Here is an 18,252-nt window from a genome sequence, read left to right as displayed (position 1 = left end):
GCTCGATCCGCACAACAGACCCCGGGTGTACGCCCCTGCGGGGGCTGCGACGGGCGGGGGCCGGCGCCTCCGCCCGGCGCTCCCCCGCCGCCTGGGTCAATTCTTGCGGCCCCGCTTCTCGCGCACCCGGACCGAGATGTGGATCGGGGTGCCCTCGAACCCGAACTCCTCGCGCAGCCGCCGTTCGACGAACCGGCGGTAGCCCGCCTCCAGGAAGCCGGAGGCGAACAGCACGAACCGCGGCGGCCGGACGCCGGCCTGGGTGCCGAAGAGGATCCGCGGCTGCTTGCCGCCCCGGATCGGGTGCGGGTGGGCGGCCACGATCTCACCGAGGAAGGCGTTGAGCCGGCCCGTCGGCACCCGGGTCTCCCAGCCCTCCAGCGCCGTCTCGATCGCCGGGACGAGCTTCTCCATGTGCCGGCCCGTGCGTGCGGAGACATTGACCCGCGGCGCCCACTGGACCTGCACCAGGTCCCGTTCGATCTCCCGCTCCAGGTAGTAGCGGCGCTCCTCGTCGAGGGTGTCCCACTTGTTGTACGCGATCACCAGGGCGCGTCCGGCGTCGACGGCCATGCTGATGATGCGGGTGTCCTGGACGCTGATGGACTCGCTCGCGTCGATCAGGACGACCGCGACCTCGGCCTTCTCCAGGGCGGCGGCGGTGCGCAGCGAGGCGTAGTAGTCCGCGCCCTCCTGCAGGTGGACCCGGCGGCGGATGCCGGCGGTGTCCACGAACTTCCAGGTGACGCCGCCCAGTTCGATGAGCTCGTCGACCGGGTCGCGGGTGGTGCCGGCGATCTCGTTGACGACCACCCGCTCCTCGCCGGCGACCTTGTTGAGGAGGGAGGACTTGCCGACGTTGGGGCGGCCGATCAGGGCGATCCGGCGGGGCCCGCCGAGTCCGCCGCCGAAGGTCTGCTGCGGCGCCTCCGGCAGCGCCTCCAGCACCGCGTCGAGCAGGTCGCCGGTGCCGCGGCCGTGCAGCGAGGAGACCGGGTGCGGCTCGCCCAGGCCGAGGTTCCAGAGCGCGGCGGCGTCCGCCTCGCCGCTGGGGCCGTCGACCTTGTTGGCGCAGAGCACGACGGGCTTGCCGGCCCGGCGCAACAGCTTGACCACGGCCTCGTCGGTGTCCGTCGCGCCCACCTTGGCGTCCACGACGAAGACGACCGCGTCGGCGGCCTCGATGGCGAACTCGGCCTGGGCGGCCACGGCGGCGTCGATGCCGAGGACGTCCTGCTCCCAGCCGCCGGTGTCGACGACCTTGAAGCGGCGGCCGGCCCATTCGGCCTCGTAGGTGACGCGGTCGCGGGTGACCCCGGGCTTGTCCTCGACGACCGCCTCACGGCGGCCGAGGATCCGGTTCACCAGGGTCGACTTGCCGACATTGGGACGGCCGACGACGGCGAGCACGGGGAGCGGGCCGTGGCCGGCCGCGGCGAGATCGCCCTCGATCTCCTCCGGATCGAAGCCCTCCTCGGCGGCGAGCTCCATGAACTCCGTGTACTCGGCGTCGCCGAGCGCCCCGTGCTCGTCGGCGGCGTGCTGCTGGTCGTTCATGAAGTGGGTTCCTCGTTCATCGTTCATCGTCGGCGGACCTCGGAGGTCCGCCCGTCAGTGTCGTTCAGCGGCCGGTGACGCGCCGGGCCTCGGACAGATGGGCGCCCAGCCGGCGCTGGATGCGCTCGGTCGCCGCGTCCAGGGCCGCCCGGGTGCGCCGGCCGGTGCCGTCCCCCGCGTCGAAGGGGTCGCCGAACACCACGTCGACCCGGCTGCGCAGTGGCGGCAGGGCGGATATCGCCCGGCCGCGCCGCTCATTGGAGCCGAGGACGGCGACCGGGACGACCGGCGCCCCGGAGCGCACCGCGAAGTAGGAGAGCCCGGCGCGCAGGGAGGCGAAATCGCCCTCGCCGCGGGTGCCCTCGGGGAAGATCCCGAGGACGCCGCCGCGCTCCAGCACCCCGAGCGCTCCGGTGATCGCGGCCCGGTCGGCGCCCGAACGGTCCACCTTCAGCTGCCCGATCCCGCGCAGGAACGGGTCCAGCGGACCGATGAACGCCTCCTTCTTGATCAGGAAGTGCACCGGCCGGGGCGCGGTGCCCATCAGCATCGGGCCGTCGATGATGTGGGAGTGGTTCACCGCGAGGATCACCGGTCCGGTGGCGGGCACCTTCCAGGCGCCCAGGACCCGCGGCTTCCACAGCCCGTACATCAGCCCGACCCCGATGCGGCGGCCGACCGCCGCACCGCTCTCCGAGCCCTTGCCCGCGGCCGCGGCGGCCGTGGCCCCGGCCTGCGCGCGCGCCGTCCTCACGCCGACTGCCCCGCACGGTCCGCGGTGTTCTCCACGAGGGTGACGACGCACTCGACGACCTGCTCCAGCGTCAGCTCGGTGGTGTCCACCTCGTGGGCGTCGTCCGCCTTGGCCAGCGGGGAGACCTTGCGGCCGGAGTCGGCCGCGTCCCGCTTGATCAGCTCATCGCGGGTGGCGGCGAGACCGGTGGCCTCCTTGCCCTTGAGCTCCCCGCTGCGGCGGGCGGCGCGGGCCTCGGGCGAGGCTGTCAGGAAGATCTTGAGGTCGGCGTCGGGGAGGACGGTGGTGCCGATGTCCCGGCCCTCGACGACGATGCCGCGCCCGGCCCGGGCGATCTGGCGCTGGAGCTCCGTCAACCGGGCCCGCACCTCGGGGACGGCGCTCACGGCGCTGACCGCGGCGGTGACCTCCCGGGTGCGGATCGGCCCGGCGGCGTCGGCGCCGTCGACCGTGATGGCCGGGGAGCCGGGGTCGGTGCCGGAGACGATCGTCGGCTTGGCGGCGGCGGTGGCCACGGCCGCCGGGTCGTTCACGTCCACACCGTTGCTCAGCATCCACCAGGTGATCGCGCGGTACTGCGCTCCGGTGTCCAGGTACCGCAGGCCGAGCTTGGCGGCCACGGCCTTGGAGGTGCTGGACTTGCCCGTGCCGGAGGGGCCGTCAATGGCGACGATCACTGCTGCCGGAGCGGTCCGGGCGGCGGTTTCCACGGTGACGAACACCTTCCTTGTGTGCACGGGCGGGAGCGGACCGGCGGGAGAGCCTGCCGGAGAACCTTCGGACAAGGTTACCGGCCCCCCGGAGCGTCCCGTACAGCCCCAAGCGTCCCGGGAGTCCCGAGCGCCCCGGGACGACCGGCCGGCGGGGGTACCGCGGTGGTGCCCGGGCGGCACCGGGGGCGGCTACTGCCGGATCGACCAGCCCTTCTCGCGCAGGGCCGCGGTGAGGCCCGGGGCCGCCGCCGGTTCCACCATGAGCTGGATGAGACCGGCCTGCTGCCCGGTGGCGTGCTCGATCCGGACATCCTCGATGTTGACCCCGGCCCGGCCCGCGTCGGCGAAGATCTTCGCCAGCTGTCCGGGCTGGTCGCCGATGAGCACCGTCACGCTCTCGTACGCCGCCGGGGCCGCGCCGTGCTTCCCGGGTACCCGCTCGCGGCCGGTGTTCCCGCGCCGGAGCACGTCCTCGATGCCGGCCGCGCCGCCGTGCCGCTTCTCCTCGTCGGCCGACTCCAGGGCGCGCAGGGCCCGCACCGTCTCCTCCAGGTCGGAGGCGACCGCGGAGAGGATCTCGGCGACCGGACCGGGGTTGGCGGAGAGGATGTCGATCCACATGGCCGGGTCGGACGCGGCGATCCTGGTGACGTCCCGGATGCCCTGTCCGCAGAGCCGCACCGCCGTCTCGTCGGCGTCCTCCAGCCGGGCCGCGACCAGGCTGGACAGCAGCTGCGGGGTGTGCGAGACGAGCGCCACGGCGCGGTCGTGGGCGTCGGCGTCCATGACGACCGGCACGGCGCGGCAGAGCGAGACCAGTTCCAGGGCGAGGTTCAGCACCTCGGTGTCGGTGGCGGCGGTGGGCGTGAGGACCCACGGGCGGCCCTCGAAGAGGTCGGCGGTGGCCGCCAGCGGGCCGGAGCGCTCACGGCCCGCCATCGGATGTGTACCGAGGTAGGCGGTGAGATCGCCGCCGAGGGCCTCCAGCTCGCGGCGCGGGCCGCCCTTGACGCTGGCGACGTCCAGATAGCCGCGGGCCAGGCCGCGGCGCTGGGCGCCGGCGACCGTCTCCGCGACCCGGGCGGGCGGTACGGCGACGACCGCCAGGTCCACGGGGCCGCCGGGGGCCTCGTCGGTGCCGGCGCCGAGGGCGGCGGCGGTCTGGGCCCGGGACGGGTCGTGGTCGGTGAGATGGACCCGTACACCGCGGCCGGAGAGGGCGAGCGCGGCGGAGGTGCCGATCAGTCCGGTCCCGATGACGAGGGCGGTTCTCACTGGGTGACGTCCTAGCGGAGTGCGGCTGCGGCGCCGGTACGGGCGGCGGGCGGTGCCGTCCCGGCTCGGGTCCAGCGTAACGAGCGCGGGCGGCGGGGCCGGGCGCGGACCGTCCTGCGAGACGCCGGGACGCCGGGACGCCGGGTCCCGGTACCCGCCGGGTCCCGGTGCCCGCCGGGCGGCCCGGTCCCGCCCGGACGGCGGTTAGAGCTCGACCTCGCGCATCAGCATGCCGACCTCGGTGTTGGTCAGGCGCCGCAGCCAGCCGGACTTCTGGTCGCCGAGGGCGATCGGGCCGAAGCCCGTGCGGACGAGCCGGTCGACCGGGAAGCCCGCCTCGGAGAGCATCCGGCGGACGATGTGCTTCCGGCCCTCGTGGAGGCTGACCTCCACCAGATAGTTCTTGCCGGTGTTCTCCACCACCCGGAAGTGGTCGGCGCGGGCGTAGCCGTCCTCCAGCTGGATGCCGTCCTTGAGGCGCTTGCCCAGGTCGCGCGGGATGGGGCCCTGGATCGCGGCGAGATAGGTCTTCCGCACGCCGTACCGGGGGTGGGTGAGGCGGTGGGCCAGCTCACCGTGGTTGGTGAGCAGGATGATGCCCTCGGTCTCGGTGTCGAGCCGGCCGACGTGGAAGAGCCGGGTCTCCCGGTTGGTGACGTAGTCGCCGAGGCACTGGCGGCCGTCCGGGTCCTCCATGGTGGAGACGACGCCGGCGGGCTTGTTCAGGGCGAAGAAGAGGTACGACTGGGTGGCGACGGTCAGGCCGTCGACCTTGACCTCGTCCTTCTCCGGGTCGACCCGGAGGCCCTGTTCGGTGACGATCCTGCCGTTGACCTCGACGCGCCGCTGGTCGATCAGTTCCTCGCAGGCCCGCCGGGAGCCCATGCCGGCCCGCGCCAGGACCTTCTGCAGCCGCTCCCCCTCCGGCTCCCCGAAGGTCGTCGGCGGCTTGGGCCGGTCCGTGCGGTGCCGGGCGCGGTTGCGCTCCTCGATCTGGGCCTCGTACTCGCGGGGGCGGGCCGGGGCTGCGGACGGCCGCCGCGGGACGGACCGCCGCCGCGCGGGCCCGCGCCCCGGGCCGGGCCGCCGCCTGCCGCCGGGCTCTTCGGGCCGCCCTTGGCGCCGCCGCGGGCCGCCGCGCCCCGGCTGCCCCGGGGACCCGGCCGGGCCCCGGCCGGGGCGGCCGTCGCGGTCGGTGGTGCGGGCGCCGCGGTCGCGGTCGTCCCGTCCGGCGCGGCCACGGCCCTCGCGGTCCCGGTCCCGGTCGCGGTCGGCGGGGCGCCGGTCGTCCCGGCCCCGGTCGTCGCGGCCGCGGTCGTCGCGGCCGCGGTCGTCGCGGCCGCGGTCGTCGCGGCCCCGGCTGTCGCGGTCACCGGGACGGCGCTCGTCACGGCCCCGGCCGCCCTCGCGGTCCCTGTCGAAGCCCACGTCGTAGCGGCGCTCCTCGGGACGGGGCCGGCCGTCGCGCCGCGGCCGCTCGTCGCGGCCTCCCCCGGCCTGCCGCCGGGAGTCCCCTCCCGTGCCCCGGTAGTTCTGCCTACCGGTGTCCCTGCTGTTCCTGCCGCTGCTTCGCATCAAAGTTCCGTCTGAGAGTGGCCGCTGTCGTCTGTGTCCGGAGCGTCCGGATCGAACGACGGCACTCCCTCCTGGGACTCCGGCTCGATCGCCTCCGCCTCGGGGAGGAAGGGCGCGAGCTCCGGCAGTTCGTCCAGGCCGCGCAGGCCCATCCGCTCCAGGAAGTAGTTCGTCGTCCTGTACAGGATCGCACCTGTCTCGGGTTCCGTGCCCCCCTCCTCCACCAGACCCCGCTGGAGGAGGGTGCGCATCACACCGTCACAGTTGACCCCTCGTACGGCCGAGACGCGGGACCTGCTCACCGGCTGCCGGTACGCGACCACGGCGAGTGTCTCCAGCGCGGCCTGGGTGAGCCGGGCCTGCCGGCCGTCCAGGACGAACGACTCGACGGCGTCGGCGTACTCGGGCCGGGTGTAGAAGCGCCAGCCGCCCGCCACCAGCCGCAGCTCGAAGCCCCGGCCCTGGACCGTGTACTCGTCCGCCAGTTCGCGCAGGGCGTCGGAGACGGCGCGGCGCGGGCGCTCCAGCACCTTGGCCAGGTGTTCGACGGTCGCGGGCTCGTCGACGACCATCAGGACCGCCTCCAGGGCGGGTTTCAGGTCGAGGCCGGCGACGTCCCGGGCCCCGGCCGGGAGTTCCGCCTCCGCCCCGGGCCCGTCCGCCGCCAACTCCCGGACGTCGTACGCCTCGTCCGCCCCGCCGGTCCCGTGCACCGTGCTCACGCCGTCTCCTTCTGCCCGGCCGCGCCGGTCTTCTCGTCCGCCGGTGTCCCCGGCTCCTGGTCGAACTCGTCCGTGACGAGGGGCCGCTCGCCGTCCCCGTCCCGCGCGCCGGTCCAGCGGACGAGGAGCGAGCCGAGCGCCTCCTCCTGGTCGAGCTCGACCGCGCGTTCCCGGTAGAGCTCCAGCAGCGCGAGGAAGCGGGCGACGACGGTGAGGGTGTCCTCGGTGTCCTCGGTCAGCTCCAGGAACGTCGCCGCTCCGGCGGCGCGCAGCCGGGCGATCACGATCCCCGCCTGCTCGCGCACGCTGACCAGCGGGGCGTGGATGTGGTCCACGTACACCTGCGGTTTCGCGCGGGGCTGCATCGCCTTGACCGCGAGCCGGGCGAAGCCCTCGGCCCCGATGCTGATGACGACATCGGGCAGCAGTTCGGCGTGGTGCGGTTCCAGGCCGACCGTGCGGGGGTGCCGGCGGGCCTCGGTGACCAGCCGGTCGCCGAAGATGTCGGCGATCCGCTTGTACGCGCGGTACTGCAGCAGCCGTGCGAAGAGCAGGTCCCGGGCCTCCAGCAGCGCGAGGTCGGCCTCGTCCTCGACCTCGGCGGCGGGGAGCAGCCGGGCGGCCTTCAGGTCGAGGAGGGTCGCGGCGACGACCAGGAACTCGGTGGTCTGGTCGAGGTCCCAGTCCGGGCCCATGGCCCGGATGTGCGCCATGAAGTCGTCGGTGACCCGGGAGAGGGCGACCTCGGTCACATCGAGCTTGTGCTTGGCGATCAGTTGCAGCAGCAGGTCGAAGGGGCCCTCGAAGTTCGCCAGCCGCACCGTGAACCGGCCGTCGCCCTCCTCGGCGCCTTCACCGGTACCCTCACGGGCCTCGCCGGCGGCGTCCCCGGCCGGGGACGCCCCGTCGCTGTCCTGTCCGGCGCGCTCGCGGGGGACCGGCGCGGTCTCCCCGGCGTCCGGTACGGGGGCCGCCGGGGGGCCGGCCCCGCCCCAGGCGCGGCTACCGCCGGGGGCGCCGGTTCCGGGCGGGCGCGGCCCCGGGCGGACGGGGACGGCTCCCCGGCGGGCCGCGGCGCGGCGTCGGGGAGCGTCGGGCCCGGGGCGCGTACGCGGGCGCGTCCGCCGTTCCGGAAGCCGGGTCCCGCGCCGGGCCCGGAGCGGCACAGGGCCCGGCACCGGAAGGGGACGGGCGGGCGCCCGGACCGGCGCCCAGCGGGCGGCGGCCCGGCCGGCGGGGCGGGTCTCGGTCGTCGGTCGGCGGCATCGCGGTCCATGGTGCGGAGGGCCGGGCGGAGTGCCGCCCGTGGAACGGGCAGGTTACCGCTCAGCTGCCCCGCAGGCGCCGTACGAGGATGCTCGCGTCCCCCCGCGACTCCAGGTCGGCGAGGACGACCGCGACGGCCTCCCGCACGATCCGGCCGCGGTCGACGGCCAGCCCGTGCTCGCCGCGGAGCACCAGGCGCGCGTGTTCGAGGTCCATCAGTTCCTCGGCGGAGACGTACACCGTGATCTTCTCGTCGTGACGCTCCCGCCCGCTGGGCCGGCGGCCGGCCGCGCGGGTACGGCGGCGGGCCGCTCCTCCCGCGGCGGGGGTGCGCGACGCCGGCCCCGTCTCCTGCTGCCGCCCGCCGGCGGGCCGTACGGGCGGGACGGACGGGACGGACGACGCGGACCGCTCCGGTGCGTCGGCGCGGGGGGCCGGGGCTCCCCGGCCGCCGTGCTCGGGAGCGGCCTCGGGCCGGGCGGTGTCGCCGCCGGCCGTGCCCTCGCCGTCCTCGCCCGAGGCCGCCGGGGCGGGGACCCGCGGCGCCTCCGCGGCGGTCTCCCCGCCCGCGTGCTGGCGGGCGGAGGCCGGTGAGGACGCCTGGAGCGCGGTCCCCCCGGTGGTGCGGAACAGTTCGTCGGCGCCGGGAAGACTCACTCGGCGTGGCACCGGGCGAGCACCTCCCTGGCGAGCTGGCGGTAGGCAGCGGCGCCCACGGAGTTGGAGGCGTAGGTGGTGATCGGCTCACCGGCGACCGTGGTCTCCGGGAAGCGGACCGTGCGGCCGATCACCGTGTGGTAGACGTGGTCGTCGAAGGCCTCGACCACGCGCGCGAGGACCTCGCGGCTGTGGACGGTCCGGGAGTCGTACATGGTGGCGAGGATGCCGTCCAGTTCCAGCTCGGGGTTGAGCCGTTCCTGGACCTTCTCGATGGTCTCGGTGAGCAGGGCCACCCCGCGCAGCGCGAAGAACTCGCACTCCAGCGGCACGATCACCTTGTGCGCCGCGGTGAGCGCGTTGACGGTCAGCAGGCCGAGGGACGGCTGGCAGTCGATGACGATGTAGTCGTAGTCCGCGAGCAGCGGCTTCAGGGCGCGCTGGAGCGTGGACTCCCGGGCCACCTCGCTGACGAGCTGCACCTCGGCGGCCGACAGGTCGATGTTGCTCGGCAGCAGGTCCATGTTGGGGACCGCGGTCTTGAGCAGCACCTCGTCCGCCGCCATGCCCCGCTCCATGAGCAGGTTGTAGACGGTGAGGTCGAGTTCCATCGGGTTGACGCCGAGTCCGACGGAGAGCGCGCCCTGCGGGTCGAAGTCGACCAGCAGCACCCGGCGTCCGTACTCGGCCAGCGCGGCGCCCAGGTTGATGGTCGAGGTGGTCTTGCCGACCCCGCCCTTCTGGTTGCACATCGCGATGACCTTGGCGGGGCCGTGGTCGGTGAGCGGGCCGGGGATCGGGAAGTACGGCAGCGGACGCCCGGTGGGGCCGACCCGCTCCCGGCGCTGGCGGGCCGCGTCCGGGGCGAGGGTGGCCGCGTACTCCGGATCGGGCTCGTACTCCGCGTCCGGGTCGTAGAAGTGCCCGTCGGGCAGGTCCTCGTAGTCGGCGAAACGGGCGGGCTCGCCGCCACCCTGGCCGCCGGCCGTGTCGTTCACGTGATGGCCGTCCATGCTCATGTGGGCTGTCGTGCTCTGCTGGGCTGCGAAGGTGTGGACAGCTATGGATCCGGCAGATTCGAGCCCCGAAAGGCTCCGGCCCTGCGCAGCCGCATCCGGCCGGCCACCTCCGGGAGTAAATGTCGACTCATTCACAAGTCGTCTTACCTCCTTGGATGTGACCAGAAAACTTTATCGATAGGTCAGCGTGGCACTATGCCGACGGTTGGCGACTCTATGGCGTGTCGACGCCTCACAGCAACACAATCCGCCGCACCCGGCACCCTGTGTCGGAGGCGGAACTGCCCGCTGTCAAGGGCGTTTACGCCTCCGGAGGGCACATTCCGGCAGGAACGAAACCGGTCGAACGGTGATGTTCGAGGCGTGTTGACCCCGTCGTGGGAGAAGCCGCACACACGTCCGGCCGGACCTCACTCTTCGAGGTCCGGCCGAAATCGCATGGTTGACGCCCCGTCATGGCGTATGGGACCCGCGCCCCGGGGAGTTGCCGGCGGGGTCAGCCGAGCAGGGCACCGAGGTCGGCCGCGGCCATGCCGTGCGCCTCGGCCACGGGCCCGTAGGCCACCTGTCCCTCATGGGTGTTGAGGCCCTTGGCCAGCGCTGGGTCCCGGCGCAGCGCCTCGCGCCAGCCCCGGCCGGCGAGTTCCACGATGTACGGCAGCGTGACGTTGGTCAGCGCGTGGGTGGAGGTGTTCGGCACCGCGCCCGGCATGTTGGCCACGCAGTAGAAGACCGAGTCGTGGACGGTGAAGGCCGGTTCGGCGTGGGTGGTCGGCCGGGAGTCCTCGAAGCAGCCGCCCTGGTCGATGGCGATGTCGACAAGGACACTTCCGGGCTTCATCCGGGAGACCAGCTCGTTGGTGACCAGCTTGGGCGCCTTGGCGCCGGGGATGAGCACGGCGCCGATCACCAGGTCGGCGGCGAGCACGGCGCGCTCCAGTTCGAAGGCGTTGGAGGTGACGGTCTGCACGCGGGTGCCGAAGACCTTGTCCGCCTCGCGCAGCTTGTTGACGTCCTTGTCGAGCAGGGTGACGTGGAAGCCCATGCCGATGGCGATCTGGGCGGCGTTCCAGCCGGAGACACCGGCGCCGATGATCACGGCGCGGCCCGCCGGCACACCCGGCACCCCGCCGGGCAGCACCCCGCGCCCGCCGGCCGAGCGCATCAGGTGGTACGCGCCCACCTGGGGCGCGATCCGGCCGGCGACCTCGGACATCGGGGCGAGGAGCGGCAGCCGGCGGTCGGCGGTCTCCACCGTCTCGTAGGCGATGGCGGTGGTGCCGGACTCCAGGAGCGCCTCGGTGCACTCGCGGGAGGCGGCCAGGTGCAGATAGGTGAAGAGGACCTGGTCCTTGCGGAGGCGGTGGTACTCCTCGGCGACCGGCTCCTTCACCTTGAGCAGCAGGTCGGCGCCGGCCCAGACCTCGTCGGCGGTCTCCAGGACGGCGGCGCCGGCGGCGGTGTACTCCTCGTCCGGGATGGAGGAGCCGCGGCCGGCGCCCCGTTCCACCAGGACACGGTGCCCGTCCCGCACCAGTTCGTGCACGCCGGCCGGGGTTATCGCCACCCGGTACTCGTTGTTCTTGACCTCGCGGGGAATGCCGACCTTCACGGGGATCACAGTCCTTGGATGAGGGAGTTCTTCCAGCAAGCCGGGACATACCGGTACATCCAGGATGCACACACTTCCTTCCCCGGCGCAGCCAGTCTAATGAAGGAGGTTCCCCTGTCCAGCCTTGCAAACCTCAAATTTCTGCTGGATGTTCTACATGTTTCTTAGGCAGGTCCTGGAGTTTCGCTCAACAGCCGCTGAGCCGCGGCCCGCTGGACGCCGGCGGCCACCGGATCACCGAGCCGGTCCAGGGTGTCCGCGGTCCGCAACTGGATCCCCGCCGCCAGCCGCCGGTCACCGGCCCGCCGGGCCGCGGCCAGCGCCTCGGCCCCGGTCCGCAGCGACTCCTCGGGCCACCCCGCCCGCTCCTGGGTCCAGGCCAGCTCGCCCAGCGCGCGGGCGTGCCCCGCGTCGTCCCGCATCCTGCGGCAGCCGGCCGCCGCCGCGCGCCAGTCACGCAGCGACTCCTCCCAGTCACCGGCGCGGCCGTGCACCGTGCCCAATCGCCCGTAGAGGCGCACCTCCGCGGCGAGTTCCCCGCGGGAGAGCCGCAGGGCCAGTGCCCGGCCGTACCAGTCCGCGGCGCGCTGCCAGTCCTCCAGCTCCTCGTACGCGGCGCCGAGCGACTCCATGACCCGGCCCGCCAGCGCCCGGTCCCCGGCCTCCCGCGCCGCCTCCAGCGCGGAGCGGTACCGGGCCGCGGCGTCACGGACCCGGCCCGCGGCGGCGTCCAGATCCGCCAGGTTGACGTGGGCGGCCGCCTGCTCCGGTACGAGCCGGTGCCGTTCGGCCGCCTCCAGGGCGAGCTGGTGCAGCGGATAGAGCTCCGGGGCGGCCGCCTCCTCGCCGCGGTGGGCGATCAGCGCCCGGGCGAGGGCCGACAGCAGCCGCCGCGCCTGCGTCGCCGGCTCGCCCTCCTCGACGGCGAGCCGCACCGCGGTCCGCAGCACCGGCAGCCGGGCGTCCAGCCACACCCCCGCCGCCGCCCGGGACGGGAAGCGCAGTTCCCGGGGCAGCTTCTCCAGCCAGGCGCGGGCCGCCGGCTCCTCGTCGCGCTCCGCCTCCGCCCGGCAGGACCGCAGCTGCCGCACGAGGCGCTCCAGCATCCGGGCCCGGGCGGTGCCGATCACGGCGGGCTTCTCCCGCTCCCGCAGTGCCGCGTCCACCAGCGGGAAGAGGCAGCCCGGCAGCCGGTAGGCGGGGCCGCCTGGGAGCCCGGGCGCCTCCGCGGCGGGACGGAGCATGCCCCGGGCCGCCAGATCGGCCAGCAGCGACCGGGCGACGGAGAGCGGGCAGCCCGCGAGCGCGGAGGCGATCTGCGCGTCGGCGAACCCGGCCGGGGCCAGCGCCAGCAGCCGGAGCAGCACGGCGGCGGCCTGCGGCAGCCCGCCGTACGCGAGCCGGAAGGCGCTGGCCAGCGGCCGTATCGACGGGCCGTCCCCGGAGACCGGTGCCGCCGCACCGGGGTCCGCGCGCACCGCGCGGTCCGCGCCGGAGGGCAGTCCGCGCATCCCCAGCACCGCGTCCGCGACGGAGGCGGTGGGACGGCCCGCCAGCCAGCCCCCGGCGACCAGCAGCGCCGCGGGGCGGCCGCCGCACTCCTCGACGAGCGTCTGCGCGGCCTGCGGGTCGACGGTCACCCGGGTACGGCCCGCGTACCGGGCGAGCAGCGCGACGGCCGCGGTGGTGCCGAGCCCGCCGAGGGTGCAGGGCCGGACGTCGGGGATGCCGGTCAGCGGCCCTTCGGAGACGGCGACCACCAGGCAGCCCGGGGTGTCCGGGATCAGCTCGTGCACCTGCGCGGGGTCGGCCGCGTCGTCCAGCAGCAGCAGGCAGCGGCGGCCGGCGAGGGCGGCGCGCACGGCCTCGGTGAGCTCGTCCTCGGCGGCCCCGGCGGGCGCCGAGCCGCCGAGCGCGCCGAGCAGGTCGCGGGCCGCGTCCTCCGGCGGGACGGGGCGGCCGTCCGGCTCCGTCAGCCGGACCCGGTACAGGCCGCCCGGGTAGTCCGCGGCCACCGCGCGGGCCAGCTCCTCGGCCAGCGCCGTCCGGCCGGACCCGGGGCGGCCGGCGACGAGCAGCACCCGGCTGCGGGCGGCCTTCCGGCCGGAGAGGGTGTCGAGGCCGGTCCGTCCGATGTCGGCGCGGAGGGCTTTCAGCTCCCGGTCGCGTCCGATGATCCCGCCCGCCGTCACCCCGGCCGGCCCGCCGGTGCCGACCGCCTGCTCCGTCACCGGCCACGCTCCGTCCGTCCGCTCCACCAGGGGCACACCGAGGGTAGTTCACACCGGGCCGTGGTCCGGCCGCTCCGGGTGACGGGAGGGCCAACAGCCGGACGGGCGCCCGGCGGAGAGACCCGCCGGACGCCCGGGAGAGGAAAGCGGGCCCCGGAGGAGCCGGTCCGGAGCGGGCGGCTTCAGGAGCCCGGAACGGAAGCCCCTCCGGCCGGCGAGGCCGGCCAGGCCGGGGAGGCCCGGGAGACGGCGGCGCTCAGGAGAACGGCCGGGCCGGCCACGGCGCCCCGGCCGGGCGGAGCGTCTCCGGGCCGCCGGAGGCGCGTACCGCCGTCAGCGCGAGCACGCCGACCACCAGGCAGTTGTTGTGCAGATCGCCCGCCAGCACCCCTCGGACGAGCTCCGCCAGCGGCACCCGGGCGAGCTCCATGTCCGCCTCCTCCTCGGAGACTTCGAAGCGCTCGCCCTCGACCGCGGAGATCTCCCGGGCAAGGAAGATCCGCACCGCCTCGTCGCAGCCGCCGGGCGAGGTGTAGACGTCCGCGAGGACCCGCCAGTCCTCGGCCTTGACGTGCGCCTCCTCGTACAGCTCCCGCTGGGCGGCGTGCAGCGGGTTCTCCCCGGGCACGTCGAGCAGGCCGGCCGGGATCTCCCAGAGCTTCTGCCGCACCGGGTGCCGGTACTGGCGCAGCAGCAGGACCCGGTCCCGCTCGTCGAGGGCGAGGACCGCCACCGAGCCGGGGTGCGTCTGGTAGTCGCGGCGGGCGGTGCTTCCGTCCGGCATGACGACCTCGTCCGTGCGGACGCCGGTCTTGTTGCCGGTGAACGGGGTCTCGGTGGCGGTGACCCGCCACTCCTCCGGGGTGTCCCGGATGTCGGGGGTGCCCATGCGCTGTCCGCGTCCTTCCGTCGTGCCGTCGCCGGGGGCCGGAGCGTGAACCCGGGCCCCCGGCAACCGTATCGCCCGCCGCCGGGCCTCAGGCGCGGCCGTCGATCACGGCCTTGACCAGACCCGCGAAGAGGGGGTGCGGGCGGGTCGGGCGGGAGCGCAGCTCCGGGTGCGCCTGGGTGGCGACCAGATACGGGTGGACCTCGCGCGGGTACTCGACGAACTCGACCAGCTTGTTGTCCGGGGAGGTGCCGGAGAAGACCAGGCCGGCCTTCTTCTCCAGCTCGGTGCGGTAGGTGTTGTTGACCTCGTACCGGTGCCGGTGGCGCTCCTCGACGTAGGGCTGGTCGCCGTAGGTCTCGCGGACGATGGAGCCCTCCGCGAGCTTCGCCGGGTACATCCCGAGCCGCATGGTGCCGCCGAGGTCGCCGGCGCCCTCCACGATGGCGAGCTGCTCCTCCATGGTGGAGATGACCGGGTGCGCGGTGGCGGCGTCGAACTCGGTGGAGTTGGCGTCCGGGACGCCGGCGAGGTTGCGCGCCGCCTCGATCACGATGCACTGCAGGCCCAGGCAGAGGCCGAGCAGCGGCAGTTTGTGCTCGCGGGCGTAGGTGATGGCGCCGACCTTGCCGTCCACGCCGCGCTCGCCGAAGCCGCCCGGGATGCAGACCGCGTCCACGTCGCCGAGCTGCTCCTTGGCGCCGGCCGGGGTGCGGCAGTCGTCCGAGACGACCCACTTGATCTTCACCCGGGCGTTGTTGGCGAAGCCGCCCGCGCGCAGCGCCTCGGTCACGGAGAGGTAGGCGTCGGGCAGGTCGATGTACTTGCCGACGAGGGCGACCGTCACCTCGTGCGCCGGCCGGTGGACCCGGGCGAGCAGGTCGTCCCACTCCGTCCAGTCCACGTCACGGAACGGCAGGTCGAGCTTGCGGACGACGTAGGCGTCGAGGCCCTCGGTGTGCAGCACCTTGGGGATGTCGTAGATGGACGGGGCGTCCTTGCAGGCCACCACGGCGTCCTCGTCTACGTCGCACATCAGCGAGATCTTCCGCTTGATGGAGACCGGGACATCGCGGTCGGCGCGGAGCACGATCGCGTCCGGCTGGATGCCGATGTTGCGCAGCGCGGCGACGGAGTGCTGGGTCGGCTTGGTCTTGAGCTCGCCGGACGGGCCGATGTAGGGCAGCAGCGAGATGTGGACGACGAAGACGTTGTCGCGGCCGACCTCGTGCCGGACCTGACGGACGGCCTCCAGGAACGGCAGCGACTCGATGTCGCCGACGGTGCCGCCGACCTCGGTGATGACGACGTCCACGTCCTCCGTGGCCATCCGCCGGACGCGGTGCTTGATCTCGTTGGTGATGTGCGGGATGACCTGCACGGTGTCGCCCAGGTACTCGCCGCGCCGCTCCTTGGCGATCACGGTCGAGTAGATCTGGCCGGTGGTGACGTTGGCGGAGCCGTCGAGGTCGACGTCGAGGAAGCGCTCGTAGTGGCCGATGTCCAGGTCGGTCTCGGCGCCGTCGTTGGTGACGAACACCTCGCCGTGCTGGAAGGGGTTCATCGTGCCCGGGTCGACGTTGAGGTACGGGTCGAGCTTCTGCATGGTCACGCGCAGACCGCGGGCCTTGAGCAGCCGGCCGAGGCTGGAGGCGGTGAGTCCCTTGCCGAGCGAGGAGGCGACACCCCCGGTGACGAAGAGGTGCTTGGTCGTCGTGGGCTTAGCGGCGATGGCCAAGAGGGGGCTCCCGTGGTCGCGAAGTGAGGTGCGGATCGGCCCCTTTCGGACGGGGTGCCGGCGCTGCGGTTCCGGGGTGCGGTCTCAACGGACGCTTCCCACCGGTCCACGGGCCACCAGGGTATCAGCGACCGCGGACGGCCGCTTCCGGCCATCGGCGCAAGCCCCCTCGGCCACTGCATGCGGTAGCCCACCCGTTCGGCTCAGTCACCTTGCCCGGACCGTCACACGGAACCCATTCCAGCGTCGTATCCTTCTCGGACACATCAGCGAGCCGGCCGGCATGGCACCACCCACGTCAGTCACCGGAACGAGACTCGTCACATGTTCCCTTGACCGCAAGACCCCTTCCCCGGGGCACCAAAGGCCGTTCGACTGGAGATGCACGTGGCCGGGCGCATCGAGGACTACGCACTCATCGGCGATATGCAGACCGCCGCCCTCGTCTGCCGGGACGGGACAGCAGACTGGCTGTGCCTGCCCCGCTTCGACTCCCATGCCATCTTCGCCGGTCTCCTCGGGACGGACGAGCACGGCTTCTGGCGGCTGGGACCGGCCCACGCGAAGGACGCCGAGCCCCCGGCGGCCGACCGCCGGCGCTACCGCGGCGACTCCCTGGTCCTGGAGTCGGAGTGGGACACCCCGCGCGGCACGGTGAGAGTGATCGATTTCATGCCGCCGCGTGACGGCGCCCCGCAGCTGATCCGCATCGTCGAGGGCGTCAGCGGCCGGGTGCGGATGCGGTCCGCGCTGCGGATGCGGTTCTCCTACGGCTGGGTCGTGCCCTGGGTGCACAAGGTGGACGACCGCACGGTGGCGGTCGCCGGCCCCGACTCGGTGTGGCTGGACTCGCCCGTGCCGACGTACGGCGAGGACCTCACCACCTACGCGGACTTCACCATCTCACCGGGCGAGCGGATCGCCTTCACCATCAGCTGGCAGCCCTCGCACAAGCAGCCCCCGTCGCTGCCGGAGCCCGAGACCTCCCTGGAGGCGACCGAGGACTTCTGGCGCGACTGGGTGGCCCAGTGCACCTACCACGGCCCGTACCGGGACGCGGTGGTGCGCTCACTGATCACGCTCAAGGCGCTGACGTACGGGCCGACCGGCGGTATCGTCGCCGCGCCCACCACCTCCCTCCCCGAGGACGTCGGCGGCAGCCGCAACTGGGACTACCGCTTCACCTGGCTGCGGGACGCCGCGATCACCCTCTCCTCGCTGCTGCGCACCGGCTACCGCGAGGAGGCCCGTGCCTGGCGCGAGTGGCTGCTGCGCGCGGTCGCCGGTGACCCGGAGAACCTGCAGATCATGTACGGCATCGCGGGCGAGCGCGAGCTGGGCGAGACCGAGCTGACCTGGCTGCCCGGCTACGAGAGCTCCCAGCCGGTGCGGGTCGGCAACGGCGCCGCGGGCCAGCTCCAGCTCGACGTCTACGGCGAGGTCACCGAGGCGCTGCACCTGGCCCATATGACCGGCCTGGCCCGGAACGACTACGCCAGCCTGCTCCAGATCAAGCTGATCAGCTACCTGGAGGACCACTGGGACGAGCCGGACGAGGGCATCTGGGAGGTCCGCGGTCCGCGCCGGCACTTCGTGCACTCCAAGGTGATGGCGTGGGTCGCCGTCGACCGCACGGTGAAGCTGATCGAGTCGGGCGACGTGGACGGCCCGCTGGACCGCTGGCGCGATCTGCGCGACGAGATCCACCGCACCGTCTGCGAGAAGGGCTACGACAAGGAGCGGAACACCTTCACCCAGTCCTACGGCTCGCGGGAGCTGGACGCCTCGCTGCTGCTGATCCCGCAGATGGGCTTCCTGCCCCCGGACGACAAGCGGGTCATAGGCACCATCGAGGCGATCCAGCGGGAGCTGTCGACCTCGGACGGTTTCGTGCTCCGCTACCCGACGGAGGGCGAGGAGGCGGGCGTGGACGGCCTGGAGGGCGACGAGGGCGCCTTCCTGGCCTGCTCGTTCTGGCTGGCCGACGACCTGGCGATGATCGGCCGGGTCGAGGAGGCCCGCAAGCTCTTCGAGAAACTGCTGGGGCTCCGCAACGACCTCGGTCTGCTCGCGGAGGAGTGGGACCCGCGGCTCCAGCGCCAGGTGGGCAACTTCCCCCAGGCGTTCAGCCACGTTCCGCTGATCGACACGGCGCTGCGGCTGACGGCGTCCGGAGCGTACGGCGCCTGATCCCCCGCTCCTTCCACACCACCGTGCCCCGGCGGACGCGTTGTCCGCCGGGGC

The 18,252-nt window shown here is 73.9% G+C and carries 14 protein-coding genes; 1 reads left to right on the top strand and 13 read right to left on the bottom strand.

Features of this window, described 5'->3' with window-relative positions; genetic code table 11:
* Positions 1-96 precede the first annotated feature (96 nt).
* The 13 genes from der to E4N63_RS26070 form a co-directional block, all read right to left on the bottom strand.
* Positions 97-1,557, bottom strand: coding sequence for a ribosome biogenesis GTPase Der (gene der, locus E4N63_RS26130; RefSeq protein ID WP_230242665.1), 1,461 nt, complete (start codon positions 1,555-1,557; stop codon positions 97-99).
* A gap of 64 nt (positions 1,558-1,621) precedes the next feature.
* A complete protein-coding gene (locus E4N63_RS26125) occupies positions 1,622-2,209 on the bottom strand; it encodes a 1-acyl-sn-glycerol-3-phosphate acyltransferase (protein ID WP_125625554.1) in 588 nt (195 codons plus the stop codon).
* 98 nt (positions 2,210-2,307) lie between these two features.
* Positions 2,308-3,033: a (d)CMP kinase gene (cmk, locus tag E4N63_RS26120; RefSeq protein WP_125625555.1), complete on the bottom strand. Its 726-nt coding sequence runs from the start codon at positions 3,031-3,033 to the stop codon at positions 2,308-2,310.
* 180 nt (positions 3,034-3,213) lie between these two features.
* Positions 3,214-4,299, bottom strand: coding sequence for a prephenate dehydrogenase (locus tag E4N63_RS26115; protein WP_095757598.1), 1,086 nt, complete (start codon positions 4,297-4,299; stop codon positions 3,214-3,216).
* A 204-nt stretch (positions 4,300-4,503) separates the two neighbouring features.
* The gene (locus E4N63_RS26110) at positions 4,504-5,874 is read right to left on the bottom strand and encodes a pseudouridine synthase (protein WP_230241822.1); all 1,371 of its coding nucleotides are present in this window, start codon (positions 5,872-5,874) and stop codon (positions 4,504-4,506) included.
* The gene (scpB, locus tag E4N63_RS26105) at positions 5,874-6,542 is read right to left on the bottom strand and encodes an SMC-Scp complex subunit ScpB (RefSeq protein WP_125625556.1); all 669 of its coding nucleotides are present in this window, start codon (positions 6,540-6,542) and stop codon (positions 5,874-5,876) included. The genes E4N63_RS26110 and scpB overlap by 1 nt, the downstream gene beginning before the upstream one ends.
* Before the next feature lie 50 nt (positions 6,543-6,592).
* On the bottom strand, positions 6,593-7,417 hold the full coding sequence (locus E4N63_RS26100; protein ID WP_228429719.1) for a ScpA family protein: 825 nt from the start codon (positions 7,415-7,417) through the stop codon (positions 6,593-6,595).
* Between the two features lie 505 nt (positions 7,418-7,922).
* On the bottom strand, positions 7,923-8,519 hold the full coding sequence (locus E4N63_RS26095; protein WP_374112892.1) for a hypothetical protein: 597 nt from the start codon (positions 8,517-8,519) through the stop codon (positions 7,923-7,925).
* The gene (locus E4N63_RS26090) at positions 8,516-9,673 is read right to left on the bottom strand and encodes a ParA family protein (protein WP_078650003.1); all 1,158 of its coding nucleotides are present in this window, start codon (positions 9,671-9,673) and stop codon (positions 8,516-8,518) included. Before E4N63_RS26090 ends, E4N63_RS26095 begins: the two co-directional genes overlap by 4 nt.
* 361 nt (positions 9,674-10,034) lie before the next feature.
* Positions 10,035-11,150, bottom strand: coding sequence for an alanine dehydrogenase (ald, locus tag E4N63_RS26085; protein WP_125625701.1), 1,116 nt, complete (start codon positions 11,148-11,150; stop codon positions 10,035-10,037).
* 164 nt (positions 11,151-11,314) lie between these two features.
* Positions 11,315-13,381, bottom strand: a complete 2,067-nt coding sequence (locus E4N63_RS26080; protein WP_230241821.1) for a tetratricopeptide repeat protein — start codon at positions 13,379-13,381, stop codon at positions 11,315-11,317.
* A gap of 256 nt (positions 13,382-13,637) precedes the next feature.
* On the bottom strand, positions 13,638-14,270 hold the full coding sequence (locus tag E4N63_RS26075) for an NUDIX hydrolase (RefSeq protein WP_125625699.1): 633 nt from the start codon (positions 14,268-14,270) through the stop codon (positions 13,638-13,640).
* Between the two features lie 88 nt (positions 14,271-14,358).
* Positions 14,359-16,008: a CTP synthase gene (locus E4N63_RS26070; RefSeq protein ID WP_228429722.1), complete on the bottom strand. Its 1,650-nt coding sequence runs from the start codon at positions 16,006-16,008 to the stop codon at positions 14,359-14,361.
* 381 nt (positions 16,009-16,389) lie between these two features.
* On the opposite strand from E4N63_RS26070, the gene E4N63_RS26065 reads away from it, so the two are divergent.
* Positions 16,390-18,198 (top strand): glycoside hydrolase family 15 protein, encoded by a 1,809-nt coding sequence (locus tag E4N63_RS26065; RefSeq protein WP_125625698.1) that lies wholly within the window; start codon positions 16,390-16,392, stop codon positions 18,196-18,198.
* Positions 18,199-18,252: the final 54 nt, after the last annotated feature.

Source organism: Streptomyces sp. MNU89 (genome assembly GCF_020982505.1).
In the GTDB taxonomy this organism is placed as follows: Bacteria; Actinomycetota; Actinomycetes; order Streptomycetales; family Streptomycetaceae; genus Streptomyces; species Streptomyces xinghaiensis.
The sequence above is the reverse complement of the archived record's forward strand: the minus strand, read 5'-3'. Positions and strand labels throughout refer to the sequence as shown.

What these genes read in the sequence shown, in the direction of transcription:
- der (WP_230242665.1), bottom strand. Translation starts at nt 1,557, where the DNA reads ATGAACGACCAGCAGCACGCCGCCGACGAGCACGGGGCGCTCGGCGAC.
- E4N63_RS26125 (WP_125625554.1), bottom strand. Translation starts at nt 2,209, where the DNA reads ATGTACGGGCTGTGGAAGCCGCGGGTCCTGGGCGCCTGGAAGGTGCCC.
- E4N63_RS26110 (WP_230241822.1), bottom strand. Translation starts at nt 5,874, where the DNA reads ATGCGAAGCAGCGGCAGGAACAGCAGGGACACCGGTAGGCAGAACTAC.
- E4N63_RS26075 (WP_125625699.1), bottom strand. Translation starts at nt 14,270, where the DNA reads ATGGGCACCCCCGACATCCGGGACACCCCGGAGGAGTGGCGGGTCACC.
- E4N63_RS26065 (WP_125625698.1), top strand. Translation starts at nt 16,390, where the DNA reads ATGCACGTGGCCGGGCGCATCGAGGACTACGCACTCATCGGCGATATG.